The organism is Pseudooceanicola profundus (genome assembly GCF_054919315.1).
On the sequence record NZ_CM142898.1, the window covers coordinates 555330 to 571030 of the forward strand.

Below are 15701 nucleotides of genomic sequence, written 5' to 3' on the forward strand. Positions count from 1 at the left end.
CCATGTTCGCCCTTCCGCGCGCCGCCCGCAAGGCGTTTGCCAGCATCACCGCGGGTGTCGCCGCCCTGACGCTCGCCGCCTGTGAGCCGGTTTCCATGAGCGGGGGGTCCACGGGCCCGTCGATCAACACCTCCGCCCCCGTCCCCGTCGCCCTTCTCGTCCCTCGCGGGTCTGGCAGTTCGGGTGATGACGTTCTGGCGCAAAGCCTTGAAAACGCGGCCCGCCTCGCGGCGAACGACCTGGACGGCGTGCAGATCGACCTGCGGGTCTACAACACCGCCGGCAATGCGGCCACGGCGCAGAGCGTCGCCTCCAAGGCGATCGACGACGGTGCCAAGATCATCCTCGGCCCGGTCTACGGCGAGAGCGCGAATGCCGTGGGCATCGTCGCCGCGCAACGTGGCGTCAACGTGCTGGCCTTCTCGAACAACCCCACCGTGGCGGGCGGCAACGTCTTCATCCTCGGCCCGACGTTCCAGAACACGGCCAACCGGCTGGCGCGCTATGCCAAGGACCAGGGCAAGCAGAACATCGTCGTGGTCGCCTCGACCAACCTGGCCGGCCAGCTGGGCCAGCAGGCGATCCAGTCGGCTGCCCAGACCGCCGGCGTCAACGTCGCCAGCAGCGTCACCTACGAATTCTCGCAGCAGGGCGTGATGAGTGCCGTGCCGCGGGTGAAATCCGCCGTGGACCAGGGCGCCGACGCGATCTTCCTGACCGCCGACACCTCGGGCGCGCTGCCGCTCTTCAGCCAGCTGCTGCCGGAACAGGGCGTCTCGCCCGCCGCGACGCAGTTCATCGGCCTGACCCGCTGGGACATCCCGCCCCAGACGCTGGAACTGCCCGGCGTACAGGGCGGCTGGTTCGCCATGCCCGACCCCAACCTGTCGCAGCAGTTCTCGTCGCGCTATGCGGCGGCCTACGGCGGCCAGCCGCACCCGATCGGCTCGCTCGCCTATGACGGTATCGCGGCCATCGGCGCGCTCGTGAAGCAGGGCCGCGGCGACGCGCTGACCGGCCAGGCGCTGACCCAATCCGCCGGGTTCCAGGGCGTGGGCGGCGTGTTCCGCCTGCTGGGCAACGGCACCAACGAACGCGGCCTCGCCGTGGCGACAGTCCGGGACGGCCAGGTCGTGGTGATCGACGCCGCCCCGCGCGCCTTCGGCGGGTTCGGCTTCTGATCCTTTCGGAGACGATCCACTAGATGACACTTACGATGGAACGGCCGGACGATCTGATTTGTCCGGCCGAGACGATTTTCGACCAGGGCGCCATGGATGCCCGTATCGCGAAGGCCCTCGAGGAGACCGGCGGCGGCAAGCCGTTCCGCGACGTCCTCGTGCCCCTGTTGCAGGAGGCCCTGACCGAGGGCCGCACCACCATTGCCGCCGCCTTCGCCGCCCATCCCTTCGACAGCCGCGCCACCACGGCCGCCTACTCCTGGCTGATGGACTGCGTGATCCGCACCGCGTTGAGCGCCACCGTCCACCACATCACGCCGCAGGAAAAGGGCAAGCCCACTGTCTTCGCGGTCTGCGCCGTGGGCGGCTATGGCCGTGGCGAGATGGCACCGCAGTCCGACGTGGACCTGCTGTTCCTCGCCCATCACAAGATCACCCCCTGGCTCGAGAGCCTGATCGAGACGCTGCTCTACATCTTCTGGGACCTGCACCTGAAGGTCGGGCACTCCTCGCGCACCATCAAGGATTGCCTGAAGATGGGCGCGGAGGACTACACGATCCGCACCGCGCTGATGGAATCCCGCCTGCTGGCCGGCGACGGCAAGCTGGGGCTGGAGCTGGAAAGCCGGCTCTGGACCGAGCTCTTCAGCGGCACCGAAAGCGATTTCATCGAGGCCAAGCTGGAGGAACGCGCCGCACGCCACCGCAAGCAGGGTGGACAGCGCTACGTGGTGGAGCCCAACGTGAAGGAGGGCAAGGGCGGCCTGCGCGACCTGCAGTCGCTCTACTGGATCGCGAAGTATGTCCACGGCGTGCAGTCAGTGCAGGATCTCGTGCGCCTCGGGGTCTTCACCGACGAGGAATACCGCACCTTCCGCGCCGCCGAGGATTTCCTCTGGGCGGTGCGTTGTCACCTGCACCTGATCGCCGAACGGCCCATGGACCAGCTCACCTTCGACATGCAGGTGCAGGTGGCCGAACGTATGGGCTATGTCGACAAGGGCGGGCGTCGCGCGGTCGAGCATTTCATGCAGGCCTATTTCCGCCATGCCACGCAGGTGGGCGACCTGACCCGCATCTTCCTGACCAAGCTGGAAGCGACCCACGTCAAGACCGAGCCCCTGCTGCAGCGGCTCTTCCGGCGCGCGCCCAAGGTCAAGCCGCCCTATGCCACGGTCCACAACCGGCTGGCGATCGGGGACGAGGAGGCCTTCCTCGCGGACAAGCTGAACCTGCTGCGGCTCTTCGACGAGGGGCTGCGCACCGGGCTGCTGATCCATCCGGATGCCATGCGCCTTGTCTCGGCGAACCTGAAACTGATCGACGAGGACATGCGCAACACGCCCGAAGCGCAGGAGATCTTCCTCAACCTGCTGCTCAAGCACGGGAACCCGGAACGCTCGCTGCGGCGGATGAACGAGCTTGGCGTGCTGGCCGCCTTCATCCCCGAGTTCGAGCCCATCGTGGCGATGATGCAGTTCAACATGTATCACGCCTACACGGTGGACGAGCACACCATCCAGTGCATCCGCACGCTGGCCCAGATCGAACACGGCGAACTGCGCGAGGAACTGCCCGTCGCCTCGACGATCCTCGCGGACGGGGTCAACCGCAAGGTGCTCTACGTCGCGCTGATGCTGCATGACATCGGCAAGGGCCGGGACGAGGATCACGCCGTCCTTGGCGCCAAGATCGCCCGCAAGGTGGCCCCGCGGCTCGGCCTCACGCCCGAGGAATCCGCCACAGTGGAATGGCTGGTGCGCTATCACCTGCTGATGTCCGACATGGCGCAGAAACGCGACATCGCGGACCCCCGCACCGTGCGCGATTTCGCCAAGGCGGTACAGACGGTCAAGCGGCTGGACCTGCTGACGGTTCTGACGGTCTGCGACATCCGCGGCGTCAGCCCGACGACGTGGAACAACTGGAAGGCGGCGCTGCTGCGCTCGCTCTACCGCCAGACCAAGCGGGCCATGGAAACCGGGCTGGAAGAGCTCAACCGCACCCGGCGCGGCGAAGAGGCCGAGGCCTCGCTGCGCGATGCGCTGAAGGACTGGCCCCGGGAGGACCTCGCCGTCGAGGTCAAGCGGCACTACCCGCCCTACTGGCAGGGCCTGCACGTGACCGCGCATGCGGAGTTCGCCCGCATGCTGCGCACGCTGGGACCGGACGAGATCGCCATCGACCTGCACCCGGACGAAGACCGCGACGCGACACGCGCGCTCTTTGCCATGGCCGATCACCCCGGCATCTTCGCCCGCCTGTCCGGGGCGCTGGCCCTCGTGGGGGCCAACGTGGTGGATGCGCGGTCCTATACCTCCAAGGACGGCTATGCCACGGCGGCCTTCTGGATACAGGATCAGGACGGCCATCCCTACGAGGCCAGCCGCCTGAAACGCCTGACCCAGATGATCCACAAGACCCTCAAGGGCGAAGTGGTGGCGCGCGATGCGATCAAGGACCGCGACAAGATCAAGAAGCGCGAACGCGCCTTCCGGGTGAACACCTCCATCGCCTTCGACAACGAGGGCTCCGAGATCTACACGATCATCGAGGTGGACACCCGCGACCGGCCGGGCCTGCTCTACGATCTGGCGCGGACGCTGGCCGCCTCGCATATCCAGATCTTCCAGACCGTCTGCGCCACCTTCGGCGAACAGGTGGTCGATACCTTCTACGTCAAGGATGTCTTCGGATTGAAACTCCACTCCGAGAGCAAGCGCCGCGCGCTTGAGAAAGCCCTGCAACAGGCCATCCGGGATGGCCAGGAAAGGGCCCGGTCTTGAAGCCGATCCGGCTGGCCTCGGGCCTCTTCACCGTCGGGATATGGACCATGCTCAGCCGGGTGCTGGGCTTTGTCCGTGATGCGATGATCCTCGCATGGCTGGGCACGGGCCCGGCCTACGAGGCCTACGTGGTGGCCTTCCGGTTGCCCAACATGTTCCGCCGCTTCTTCGCCGAGGGCGCCTTCAACATGGCCTTCGTGCCGATGTTCTCGAAGAAGCTGGAAGGCGGCGAGGACGCCGAGGGCTTTGCCTCGCAGGCGATGTCGGGGCTGGCCATGGTGCTGATCCTGCTGACGTTGGTGGCGCAGCTCTTCATGCCGTGGCTGATCCTTGCCCTTGCCTCCGGCTTTGCCGGTCAGGCGCAATTCCCGCTGGCGGTGGACTTCGGGCGCATCGCCTTCCCCTACATCCTCTTCATCTCCCTCGCGGCGCTGCTCTCGGGCGTGCTGAATGCCTCGGGCCGGTTTGCCGCTGCGGCGGCCGCGCCGGTGCTGCTGAACGTGCTGCTGGTCGCCTCCATGGGCATCGGCATCCTCGTGGGCGGGGACGTGGCGCAATGGCTGATCTGGGCGATCCCGGTGGCCGGCGTCGCGCAGATGGTGCTGGTCTGGACCGCCGTGGGCCGTGCGGGCCTGCGCATCCGGCCCCGGCGCCCGCGCCTGACACCCGAGATGAAGCGCCTCGTGCGGATCGCCATTCCCGCCTGCCTCGCCGGGGGCGTGGTGCAGATCAACCTGCTGGTGGGCCAGCAGGTCGCCTCCTACTTCGACCGCGCGGTGGGCTGGCTCTACGCCGCCGACCGGCTCTACCAGCTGCCGCTCGGCGTGGTGGGGATCGCCGTGGGTGTCGTGCTGCTGCCCGACCTGTCGCGCCGCCTAAAGGCCCGGGACGACAGCGGCGCGCGCCATGCGCTGTCGCGGGCCGGCGAGATCAGCCTCGCCCTCACCATCCCCTGCGCCGTGGCGCTGGTGGTGATCCCCCTGCCCCTCGTCGCCGTCCTCTTCGAGCGCGGCGCAACCACGCGCACCGACAGCGAGGCGATCGCCATGGCCGTGGCGATCTATGGCCTCGGCCTGCCGGCCTTCGTGCTGCAGAAGATCCTGCAACCGCTCTTCTTCGCCCGCGAAGACACGCGGCGGCCGTTCTACTATGCCCTCGTGGCCATGGGCGTGAACGCGGTCATCGCCGTGGGTCTGGCGCCGATGATGGGCTGGCTGGCCACCGCGCTTGCCACCACGGCGGCAGGCTGGGCCATGGTCGGCCTGCTGGTGCGCGGCAGCCGCGGCATGGGCGAGGTCGCCCGCTTCGACGCGCAGTTCCGGCGCCGGATCTGGCGGATCACCGCCGCGGCGCTGATCATGGGTGCCGCGCTCTGGCCCGGCTACATGGTGCTGCACGGCTGGCTGAACACCGCCGGGCTGCGCTACCTCGCCGTTCTGCTGCTGATCCTCTGGGGTTCGGCGGTTTATTTCGGCGCGGGCCAGCTGATAGGCGCCTTCCGTCTCAAGGACTTCCGTGCCGCCGTGCGGCGCTGAGCCAAGTCGCGGGAAACAATTGCGGGGCTGAGGCGTTGTCTGGACGACCCAGACAGCAGAGGCCACAGCCCCGCATGACCCGCAGACAACTGCCCCTCCCCTCCTCCCTTGCCCACCGGCTTGCCCGCGTGTTCCGGCAGGAAACGGAAAGCGCCACGGCCACGGCCGTGACCGCGCCCGAGGCGCCGTTGCTCGCGCCTCTCATCACTGCCTCCGAGATGTTCCCGGAACTGGAGCGCCTCGCCCTCTCGGCGGAGCGTGAACTGCTGATGTCGTTCCGCATCTTCGATGCCCGCACCGCCCTGCGCAGCGAGGACGCGCTTGCGCTCGACCTCGTCACATGGGCCGACCTGCTGGACCACGTGGCCCGCAAGGGCGTGAAGGTCCGGCTGCTGCTGGCGGATTTCGACCCGGTCTTCACCGCCGACCTGCACCGCGGCACATGGGCCAGCGCCCGGATCTTCGCCGCGCGGCTGCCCCCGGAGGCAGAGATCATCACCGCGATCCACGAATGCCGCCCCGCGCCACTCTATGAATGGATCTTCCTGCCCAAGGTGAAATCCAAGCTGCGCAGCCTGAAACGCGCACCCGGCCATGCCCTGACGCCGATGCAGCACCGCGCCCTTGGCGGTGACTGGTTCATCGCGCCCGTGACGCTGCACCAGAAGTTTGCCGTGGCCGACAATGCCCGCGCGATCATTGGCGGCATCGACGTGGACGAGCGCCGCTGGGACGGGCCCGACCACAACCAGCGCCCGCGCGACACCTGGCACGACGTCTCGATGCAGGTGACGGGCGAGATCGTGCCGCAGATCCGCAGCCACTTCGCAACCTGCTGGGAACGCGCGCGCCACAACGGCGGCACCATCTTCTCGCCCGATGCCGGGTCGATGGAGGAGGATGCGCTCGACACGATCCCCGATCCCTGGATCGAGCGCCGCATCGACGAGGCCGCGGCAGGCAAGGAGCAGGCCCCCAGCCTGCTGCGCACCCTTTCGGTCGGCTGCCCCGGTCCGTTCCGCTTCTCGCCCGAGACAGCGGTTTCGGAACATGTGAGCGCGCATCTGGCCGCCTTCGAGCGGGCCGAGCGCTATGTCTACCTCGAGACCCAGTTCTTCCGCCACGAGCCGCTGGCCCGCGCCCTTGCCGGGGCCGCCGCCCGGTCACCGGAGCTGGAGCTGGTCCTCGTCCTGCCGACGGAGCCGGAGCGGGTGATCTTCGAGGGGCACTACAGCGTCGACGCCCGCCACGGGCAGGCGCTGCAGCTGCGCTGCCTGCGCATCCTGCGCAAGGCCTTCGGGCGTCGCATGACGGTGGTCTCGCCGGTGCAGCCGCGCAGGGCGCCGGAGGGCGAACACCTGCCGGTGGAGGGCGCGGGCATCGTCTACGTCCACTCCAAGGTGACCTTGGTGGACGACCACACCGGGATCGTGGGCTCCGCCAACCTGAACGGGCGGTCGATGCTCTGGGACAGCGAGGCCTCGGTCATGTTCCACGATGCAGAGGCGATCCGCACCCTGCGCGAGCGGCTGGCGCGCAACTGGCTGGGCGCCCACGGCGAGGGCAAGCCGGTGGACCGGGTCACCACATGGCGCGAGGCGGCGCTGGCCAATGCGGCGCGGCAGCCCGACGATCGCGACGGGTTCGCCATGCCCTTCCCGGAAAAGCGCAACCGCCATTTCGCCCGCTACGTGCCGATCGTGCCGGCGGCGATGTTCTGAAGGCGCCGCGGGACGGTGCGGCGCGGATCACTCGCGCCGCAGGCGGGCCAGCAGCGCGGCAAGGCCACCGGGCACCAGCAGCGGCGTCAGCACGAAGCCGGTGACGAAACCCGCGAGGTCCGCGACCCAGTCGGAATGCGCGCCGAACAGCAGGCCGAAGAGCAGTTGCAGCGCCATCAGCATGCCGATCAGCGTGAAAGCGCGGGCCTGCTTCTGGCCGATCTGGCCCAGCCGGATCCACATCAGGTGGGTGAAGACCCCGATCAGCCCGTAGACCGGCGGGAAGGCCCCCATCAGCGGCATCGGGTCCTCGGTGAAGGCGCCGTAGGCCAGCGCCCCCACGATGGCCGAGGCGAAGAAGACCACCAGCATCGCCAGCCCGTGGATCACCTCACCCACCCATTTTCCAAGCGCCAGCAGCATCACGCCCGAGAAGAGCGCCGAGGTGAACGCGGGATGGACGAAGGGATAGGTCACGAAGCGCAGCATGTGCTCGGGCGGGAAGCGGCGGTTCTCCACCATCCAGTCGAAGATCTCGCCCGAGAAGGAGAACCGCTGGATCGCCGTCAGGCGCCAGCCGATGGCCTGCGGCCCCCCCACCACGCCCCAGCTGCCGAGGCTGAGCACGACTTCCATCGCCATGATGCCCGCGAAGAGCAGCAGCACGACCGTCGGAAGGGGATTGATCGGGCTCTCTTGGCCGGGCTGATACATGGGCTCTTCCTCTGCAAGGGCGCTCAGCGCCTTGACGATAATTGGGGGCATGGGTAAGCGAGGTGCGGCAGAAAATCCAGACCAGCAAGCGAACCAGACAGGACCAGAGCATGACCGAGGCCGCCCCCCAGTTCACCCCGCGCGTCTTTTCGGGCATTCAGCCCTCCGGCGGCCTGACCCTGGGCAACTACCTCGGGGCGCTGAAACGCTTTGCCGATGCGCAGGATCAGGGGGTCGAGACGATCTACTGCATGGTCGACATGCACGCGATCACCGTCTGGCAGGACCCCGACGCCCTGCGCCGCCAGACCCGCGAACTGGCCGCCGGATTCATCGCCTCGGGCGTCGATCCGGAAAAGTCGATCCTCTACAACCAGAGCCAGGTCGGCGAACACGCCCAGCTGGGGTGGATTTTCAACTGCGTCGCCCGCATGGGCTGGATGCAGCGCATGACCCAGTGGAAGGACAAGGCGGGCAAGAACAGCCAGAACGCCTCGCTCGGCCTCTTTGCCTATCCGGCGCTGATGGCGGCGGACATCCTGCTCTACCATGCCACCCACGTCCCCGTGGGCGAGGACCAGAAACAGCACGTGGAGCTGACCCGCGACATCGCGATCAAGTTCAACCACGACTACGGGACCGAGTTCTTCCCCCTGCCCGAGCCGGTGATCGAGGGCGCGGCCACCCGCGTCATGTCGCTGCGCGACGGCACCAAGAAGATGTCGAAGTCCGATCCCTCCGACATGAGCCGGATCAACCTGACCGATGACGCCGATGCCATCGCCAACAAGATCCGCAAGGCCCGCACCGACCCGGAGGCCCTGCCCTCCGAGACCGAGGGCCTGAAGGAGCGTGCCGAGGCCCGCAACCTCGTCAACATCTATGCCGCGCTGAACGACCAGACGGTCGAACAGGTGCTGGCGGACGTGGGCGGCAAGCAGTTCTCGGAGTTCAAGCCGATGCTCGCCGACCTGGCCGTGGCCAAGCTCTCGCCGATCTCGACCGAGATGGCCCGGCTGATGGAAGCGCCCGAGGAAATCGACATGATTCTGACCCGTGGCGCCGATCGCGCCCGCGAAATCGCCCAGCCCGTGCTCAAGCGCACGCTGGAGATCGTGGGCATGGTCCACGGCTAAGGCCTGCATCCCCCTCGGGGGACAGAATAAATCACAGGGGGCACAACGAGGCCCCCGACCCTGCCCGCGGCCCCTTGCGCCCGGGGGGGCTTTGACTATAACCCGCATCAATTTGCCGCCGGGGTACAGGACATGCCGAAGAGAACAGACATCAAATCGATCATGATCATCGGCGCAGGTCCCATCATCATCGGACAGGCCTGCGAATTCGACTACTCGGGGGCACAGGCCTGCAAGGCCCTGCGCGAAGAAGGCTATCGCGTCATCCTCGTGAACTCGAACCCGGCCACGATCATGACCGATCCGGGCCTCGCAGACGCGACCTACATCGAACCGATTACCCCCGAGGTGGTCGCCAAGATCATCGAGAAGGAGCGCCCCGACGCGCTGCTGCCCACCATGGGTGGCCAGACGGGCCTCAACACCTCGCTGGCGCTCGCCGACATGGGCGTGCTGGACAAGTTCAACGTCGAGCTGATCGGCGCGAACCGCGATGCCATCGAGATGGCCGAGGACCGCAAGCTCTTCCGCGAGGCCATGGACCGCATCGGGCTGGAAAACCCCAAGGCGACCATCGTCACCGCGCCCAAGATGGCCAACGGCAAGCATGACATCGCCTCGGGCCTGAAGGACGCCATCGACGCGCTGGAGCACATCGGCCTGCCCGCGATCATCCGCCCCGCCTTCACCCTTGGCGGGACCGGCGGTGGCGTGGCCTACAACCGCGACGACTACGAACATTACTGCCGCTCGGGCATGGAAGCCTCGCCCGTGGGCCAGATCCTCGTCGACGAATCCCTCCTCGGCTGGAAGGAATTCGAGATGGAGGTCGTCCGCGACAAGGCGGACAACGCGATCATCGTCTGCTCGATCGAGAACGTGGACCCGATGGGCGTGCACACCGGTGACTCGATCACCGTGGCCCCCGCGCTGACGCTGACCGACAAGGAATACCAGGCCATGCGCAACGGCTCGATCGCCGTGCTGCGCGAAATCGGCGTGGAGACCGGCGGCTCGAACGTGCAATGGGCGATCAACCCCGAAGACGGCCGCATGGTCGTGATCGAGATGAACCCCCGCGTGTCGCGCTCCTCGGCGCTGGCCTCCAAGGCCACCGGCTTCCCGATCGCCAAGATCGCGGCCAAGCTGGCCGTGGGCTACACGCTGGACGAGCTGGACAACGACATCACCAAGGTCACGCCCGCCTCCTTCGAGCCGACCATCGACTATGTCGTCACCAAGATCCCGCGCTTCGCCTTCGAGAAGTTCCCCGGCTCCAAGCCGCACCTGACCACCGCCATGAAGTCGGTGGGTGAGGCCATGGCCATCGGCCGGACCTTCCACGAATCGATGCAGAAGGCGCTTGCCTCGATGGAGACCGGCCTGACCGGCTTCGACGAAATCGAGATCGAGGGCGCCCCTGACAAGGCCGCCGTGGTCAAGGCGCTCTCCGAGCAGACGCCCGACCGTATCCGCGTCATCGCGCAGGCGATGCGTCATGGCCTGACCAACGACGAGATCGCCGCCGCCACCGCCTTCGACCCGTGGTTCCTCGACCGCATCCGCGAGATCATGCGCGCCGAGGCCGAAGTGGCCGTCAACGGCCTGCCGGTGACCGAAGAGGGCCTGCGCAAACTCAAGATGCTCGGCTTCTCCGACGCCCGCCTCGCCAAGCTGGCCGGTCGGGACGAGGACAACGTGCGCCGCGCGCGTCACAACCTCGGCGTCACCGCCGTCTTCAAGCGCATCGACACCTGCGCGGCCGAGTTCGAGGCCCAGACGCCCTACATGTACTCCACCTACGAAGAGCCCGTCATGGGCGAGGTGGAATGCGAGGCGCGTCCCTCCGAGCGCAAGAAGGTCGTCATCCTCGGCGGCGGTCCGAACCGGATCGGCCAGGGGATCGAGTTCGACTACTGCTGCTGCCACGCCTGTTTCGCGCTGACGGACGCCGGGTACGAGACCATCATGGTCAACTGCAACCCCGAGACCGTCTCGACCGACTACGACACCTCGGACCGGCTCTACTTCGAGCCGCTGACCTTCGAGCACGTGATGGAAATCCTCCGTGTCGAACAGTCCAAGGGCAACCTGCACGGTGTCATCGTCCAGTTCGGCGGCCAGACGCCCCTGAAGCTGGCCAATGCGCTGGAAGAGGCCGGCATCCCGATCCTTGGCACCACGCCCGACGCCATCGACCTGGCCGAGGACCGCGAGCGGTTCCAGGACCTGGTGAACCGTCTGGGCCTGAAGCAGCCCAAGAACGGCATCGCCTCGACCGATGAACAGGCGCTGAAGATCGCCGAGGAGATCGGCTTCCCGCTGGTGATCCGCCCCTCCTACGTCCTCGGTGGCCGCGCGATGGAGATCGTCCGCGACATGGACGGCCTCAAGCGCTACATCCGCGACGCCGTGGTCGTCTCGGGCGACAGCCCCGTGCTGCTCGACAGCTACCTCGCCAATGCGACGGAGCTGGACGTGGACGCGCTCTGCGACGGCGAGACGGTGCATGTGGCGGGCCTGATGCAGCACATCGAGGAGGCCGGCGTGCACTCGGGCGACAGCGCCTGCTCGCTGCCCCCCTACTCGCTCGACCCCGAGATCATCGCCGAGCTGAAGCGCCAGTCCACTGCCCTTGCGCTGGAACTGGGCGTCGTCGGCCTGATGAACGTGCAGTTCGCGGTGAAGGACGGCGAGATCTACCTGATCGAGGTCAACCCGCGCGCCTCGCGGACCGTGCCCTTCGTCGCCAAGGCCGTGAATTCGCCCATCGCCTCCATCGCCTCGCGCGTCATGGCCGGCGAGAAGCTGGGCAACTTCGACCTCGTCGATCCCCAGATCGACGGCTTCGCGGTGAAAGAGGCCGTGCTGCCCTTCGCCCGCTTCCCGGGCGTCGACACGATCCTCGGGCCGGAAATGCGCTCCACCGGCGAGGTCATGGGCTATGACCGCACCTTCGCCCGCGCCTTCCTGAAGGCCCAGCTGGGCGCCGGCACCGACCTGCCGACCGAAGGCCGCGTCTTCCTGTCGATCCGGGACGAGGACAAGACGCCCTCGATGCTGGAAGCAGCACAGGGCCTCGCGGCCATGGGCTTCACCATCGTGGCCACCCGCGGCACCGCCGCCTGGCTCGCCGGGGCCTCGGTGGCCTGCGAGACGGTGAACAAGGTCTACGAAGGCCGCCCGAACATCGTGGACCAGCTGAAGGACGGCCAGATCGCCCTCGTGCTGAACACGACGGAAGGCGCGCAGTCGGTCTCCGACAGCCGCGAAATCCGCTCGGTCGCGCTCTATGACAAGATCCCCTACTTCACCACCGCCGCCGGCGCGAAAGCCGCCGTTCAGGCGATGCAGTCGCGGATCGAGGGCGAGATCGAAGTGGCAAGCCTCCAGTCGATCTGAACCCGGCCTATCCGAGCCCACTCTGTTTGACCCGGGCCGGATAATCGCACAGACTTCAGGGGCGTCCTTCGGGGCGCCCCTTCTGCTTTCGGAGTTCTCCCATGACCCTTCTCACGCGCCTTGGCCTGATCCTCGGACTGATGGCCCTGGCGGGCTGCGACGTGCCGCTGGTTCCGCTGATCTGACGCCGTCAGCCTTGCGGCCCGGGCCCTGATCGCCCGCCGCGGATCGGAGCGCGCAAGCGATCTGGACAGCCCCGCGGCTCTGCGGCTATGCCCTGCCCATGGCCAAGCTCTACTTCCACTACTCCACCATGAACGCGGGCAAATCGACGATCCTGCTGCAGGCGTCGCACAACTACCGCGAGCGGGGGATGCAGACCTTCCTGCTGACCGCGCGGCTCGACAATCGCGCGGGCGCAGGCCGGATCGGGTCGCGCATCGGCATCGGCGCCGAGGCCGAGACCTTCGGCCCCGGCGAGGACCTCTTTGCCCGCATCCGCGACCGGCTGGCCGAAGGCCCCTGCGCCTGCGTCTTCGTGGACGAGGCACAGTTCCTCGAACGCGATCAGGTCTGGCAGCTGGCCCGCGCCGTGGACGACCTGCGCGTGCCGGTGATGTGCTACGGCCTGCGGGTGGATTTCCTGGGTGAACTCTTCGAGGGCTCCGCGGCCCTGCTGGCACTGGCCGACGAGATGCGCGAGGTGCGCACGATCTGCCACTGCGGGCGCAAGGCAACGATGGTCGTGCGCCGGGACGGCAGCGGCAAGGCCCTGCGGGAAGGCGCGCAGGTGCAGATCGGCGGGAACGAGACCTATGTCTCCCTCTGCCGCCGTCACTGGCGCGAGGAGATGGGCGACACCGCCGAGGCGTAGGCGCCAAAATTCTTCGAAGAATTTTGGGAAGATTTTTCGATAGATCTTCCCGCCCGGCGTCGGCGGCAGTGCCCGCTCACGAACGGGTCCGCCCGGCCTCACCGGCAGGCAAGGCGCCTGTCACAGGCGCCCCGCCCTCAATCCGAACCGTTTTCTTCGAAGAAAACGGCCCGGAAAATGTGCATTTTCCGGTGACCCGCGCTCAGGTCACCGCATTGGGAGGCGTCTCGCCGGCAAAGAAGGCGTCGAGGTTGTCGAGCGCCATCATCCCCATGTCGGTGCGGACCTCTTCGCTGGCAGTGCCCAGATGGGGCAGCAGCGTGACGTTCTCGCGGCTCCGCAGCGCCTCGGGCACCTCGGGCTCGAACTCGTAGACGTCGAGCCCGGCGCCGGCGATCTGCCCGGCCTCCAGCGCCGCGATCAGCGCGGCCTCCTCGACGATCTCACCCCGGGCGATATTCACCAGATGCGCATGGGGCTGCATCGCGGCCAGCACCTGTGCGTCGATCAGGTGGCGCGTGTCCGCCCCGCCCGGCACGGCAACGACGAGGATATCGACCGACGCCGCCAGCTCTGCCAGGCTCTCGATCTTTTCGGCAGGGAAACCAACGTCTTTCGGGGAGCGGTTGAAGTACTTCACGGTCATGCCGAAGCCGTGGTGGCAGCGCCGCGCGATGGCCTGCCCGATGTTGCCCATCCCCACGATCCCGACGGTGCGGCCGGTAACGTGGAGCCCCAGCAGTTCGGTCGGGTACCAGCCCTGCCAATGCCCGGCACGCACCCGGCGCTCACCCTCGCCCGCGCGGCGGCAGGACATGAGGATCAGCGTCATCGCGATATCGGCGGTGGCATCGGTCACCGCACCGGGCGTGTTGGTCACGGTGATACCAGAGGCGGCGGCGGCCGAAATGTCGATATGGTTAAAGCCCACGCCGAAATTCGCGAGGATCTTGCACCGGTGATGTTCGGAATCTGCAACGACCTCGGTGCCGTAATTGTCGCCCAGCGTCATCAGCACACCGTCGTAGAGCGCCAGCGAGGCCCGCATCTCGGCCCGTTTCATGGGCTCGTTCTTCTCGCGCAGTTCCACGTTGTAGGTGGCCTCGGCACGGGCGAGGACGGCGGCCGGCAGGGGCCGCGTGATCAGGATCCGTTTCAATGCATCCGCTCCCCGGGCGCCACCTCCTGGTCGGGGGCCAGCAGGACGATGCCCCCCTCGGCGTCGGAGACGCCCAGTACCAGCACCTCGGACATGAAAGGCCCGATCTGGCGCGGCGGGAAGTTCACCACGCCCATGACCATGCGGCCGGTCAGGCTTTCGGGGGTGTAGTGTTTCGTCACCTGCGCCGAGGTCTTGCGCTCGCCGATCTCGGGGCCGAAGTCGATCCACATCTTGATGGCCGGCTTGCGCGCCTCGGGGAAGGGCTCTGCGCGCAGCACGCGGCCCGCGCGGATGTCGACCTTGAGGAAGTCGTCGAAGGAGATATCAGCCATTCGCCAGTTCCCGCGATCGCTCCGTCGCGGCCTTCACCGCACGCTTCAGCAGCGCGGGGAAGCCATCGGCCTCGTCCATCAGCACCTCCAGCGCGGCCTGCGTGGTGCCGTTCGGGCTGGTGACGTTGATGCGGAGCTGCGCGGGCGTCTCGTCCACGCCCTCGGCCAGCGCCCCTGCCCCGGCCACGGTCGCGCGGGCCAGTTGCAGCGCTAGCTCGGGCGAGAGCCCCTGTGCCTCGCCCGCGGCGGCGAGCGTCTCGATCAGGTGGAAGACATAGGCCGGACCGGAGCCGGAGACACCGGTGACCGCATCCATCTGGCTTTCATCCTCGAGCCGCACCACCTGCCCAACGGCAGAGAGCAGCGCCTCGGTCAGGGCGAGGCCCGCCTCGCCGACGTTGGCGTTGCCGATGATGGCGGTGATGCCCCGGCCCACGGCGGCGGGCGTGTTCGGCATGGCGCGGACGATCGGCGTCTGCGCGCCGAAGACCTCGGCGAACTTGGAAATCGGGGTCCCGGCGGCGACGGAGATCACGAGAGTGTCGCCGTTGCCCATGGCCGCCAGCGTCGGCAGGGCATCGCCCATCATCTGCGGCTTCACCGCCACGAGCGCCACGGCCGGCGCGGCGGGCACCTCGGTGTTGATGTGGACGCCTGTGGATTTCAGCCAGTCGGACGGGTTCGGGTCGATCACCCAGACAGAGGTGGCAGGCAGCCCACCTTCGAGCCATCCGGCCAGCATTGCGCTGCCCATCTTGCCGCAGCCCAGAAGCACAAGGCCGCGTTCCGCAACGATTTCTAGTGTCATATCTCCCCCGGTCGCTCGCCGTTTCAGGTCGCGCCCCCCCGGCGGACGCA

At 67.7% G+C, this 15701-nt stretch carries 11 protein-coding genes; 7 read left to right on the plus strand and 4 right to left on the minus strand.

Annotation, left to right across the window (positions count from 1 at the left end; all coding sequences use genetic code 11):
* Positions 1–2: 2 nt before the first annotated feature.
* The 4 genes from ACX9MO_RS02500 (at position 3) to ACX9MO_RS02515 (ending at position 7223) form a co-directional block, all read left to right on the plus strand.
* On the plus strand, positions 3–1181 hold the full coding sequence (locus ACX9MO_RS02500) for a penicillin-binding protein activator (protein WP_462213427.1): 1179 nt from the start codon (positions 3–5) through the stop codon (positions 1179–1181).
* Positions 1182–1204: 23 nt separating this feature from the next.
* Entirely contained in the window at positions 1205–3967 is a 2763-nt protein-coding gene (locus tag ACX9MO_RS02505) for a [protein-PII] uridylyltransferase (protein ID WP_462213428.1), read from the plus strand.
* Positions 3964–5502 carry a murein biosynthesis integral membrane protein MurJ gene (gene murJ, locus ACX9MO_RS02510; RefSeq protein ID WP_462213429.1) on the plus strand — a complete coding sequence of 513 codons (1539 nt, stop codon included), beginning with the start codon at positions 3964–3966 and terminating at the stop codon, positions 5500–5502. The genes ACX9MO_RS02505 and murJ overlap by 4 nt, the downstream gene beginning before the upstream one ends.
* Positions 5503–5576: 74 nt before the next feature.
* A complete protein-coding gene (locus tag ACX9MO_RS02515) occupies positions 5577–7223 on the plus strand; it encodes a phospholipase D family protein (RefSeq protein ID WP_462213430.1) in 1647 nt (548 codons plus the stop codon).
* 27 nt (positions 7224–7250) lie between these two features.
* Here the strand turns inward: ACX9MO_RS02515 and ACX9MO_RS02520 are convergent, their stop codons facing one another.
* Positions 7251–7988: a rhomboid family intramembrane serine protease gene (locus tag ACX9MO_RS02520; RefSeq protein ID WP_462213431.1), complete on the minus strand. Its 738-nt coding sequence runs from the start codon at positions 7986–7988 to the stop codon at positions 7251–7253.
* A 59-nt stretch (positions 7989–8047) separates the two neighbouring features.
* Between ACX9MO_RS02520 and trpS the strand changes: the two genes are divergently transcribed.
* The 3 genes from trpS to ACX9MO_RS02535 all read left to right on the plus strand — a co-directional run bounded on the left by trpS (position 8048) and on the right by ACX9MO_RS02535 (position 13349).
* Positions 8048–9073 (plus strand): tryptophan--tRNA ligase, encoded by a 1026-nt coding sequence (gene trpS / locus ACX9MO_RS02525; protein WP_462213432.1) that lies wholly within the window; start codon positions 8048–8050, stop codon positions 9071–9073.
* Positions 9074–9205: 132 nt separating this feature from the next.
* Positions 9206–12475: a carbamoyl-phosphate synthase large subunit gene (gene carB / locus ACX9MO_RS02530; RefSeq protein ID WP_462213433.1), complete on the plus strand. Its 3270-nt coding sequence runs from the start codon at positions 9206–9208 to the stop codon at positions 12473–12475.
* 283 nt (positions 12476–12758) lie between these two features.
* A complete protein-coding gene (locus tag ACX9MO_RS02535; RefSeq protein WP_462213434.1) occupies positions 12759–13349 on the plus strand; it encodes a thymidine kinase in 591 nt (196 codons plus the stop codon).
* Positions 13350–13551: 202 nt separating this feature from the next.
* Here ACX9MO_RS02535 and ACX9MO_RS02540 read toward each other — a convergent pair whose 3' ends face one another.
* The 3 genes from ACX9MO_RS02540 to proC are packed head-to-tail and all read right to left on the minus strand — an operon-like array spanning position 13552 to position 15651.
* Positions 13552–14508 (minus strand): 2-hydroxyacid dehydrogenase, encoded by a 957-nt coding sequence (locus ACX9MO_RS02540; RefSeq protein WP_462213435.1) that lies wholly within the window; start codon positions 14506–14508, stop codon positions 13552–13554.
* Positions 14505–14843: a tRNA-binding protein gene (locus ACX9MO_RS02545; protein WP_222492489.1), complete on the minus strand. Its 339-nt coding sequence runs from the start codon at positions 14841–14843 to the stop codon at positions 14505–14507. Before ACX9MO_RS02545 ends, ACX9MO_RS02540 begins: the two co-directional genes overlap by 4 nt.
* On the minus strand, positions 14836–15651 hold the full coding sequence (proC, locus tag ACX9MO_RS02550) for a pyrroline-5-carboxylate reductase (protein WP_462213436.1): 816 nt from the start codon (positions 15649–15651) through the stop codon (positions 14836–14838). Before proC ends, ACX9MO_RS02545 begins: the two co-directional genes overlap by 8 nt.
* Positions 15652–15701: the final 50 nt, after the last annotated feature.

Bases quoted from the DNA above. Each gene is read 5' to 3' on its own strand.
- ACX9MO_RS02505 (WP_462213428.1), top strand. From the start codon at position 1,205: ATGACACTTACGATGGAACGGCCGGACGATCTGATTTGTCCGGCCGAG.
- ACX9MO_RS02520 (WP_462213431.1), bottom strand. From the start codon at position 7,988: ATGCCCCCAATTATCGTCAAGGCGCTGAGCGCCCTTGCAGAGGAAGAG.
- trpS (WP_462213432.1), top strand. From the start codon at position 8,048: ATGACCGAGGCCGCCCCCCAGTTCACCCCGCGCGTCTTTTCGGGCATT.
- ACX9MO_RS02500 (WP_462213427.1), top strand. From the start codon at position 3: ATGTTCGCCCTTCCGCGCGCCGCCCGCAAGGCGTTTGCCAGCATCACC.
- ACX9MO_RS02535 (WP_462213434.1), top strand. From the start codon at position 12,759: ATGGCCAAGCTCTACTTCCACTACTCCACCATGAACGCGGGCAAATCG.
- ACX9MO_RS02545 (WP_222492489.1), bottom strand. From the start codon at position 14,843: ATGGCTGATATCTCCTTCGACGACTTCCTCAAGGTCGACATCCGCGCG.
- carB (WP_462213433.1), top strand. From the start codon at position 9,206: ATGCCGAAGAGAACAGACATCAAATCGATCATGATCATCGGCGCAGGT.
- ACX9MO_RS02515 (WP_462213430.1), top strand. From the start codon at position 5,577: ATGACCCGCAGACAACTGCCCCTCCCCTCCTCCCTTGCCCACCGGCTT.
- proC (WP_462213436.1), bottom strand. From the start codon at position 15,651: ATGACACTAGAAATCGTTGCGGAACGCGGCCTTGTGCTTCTGGGCTGC.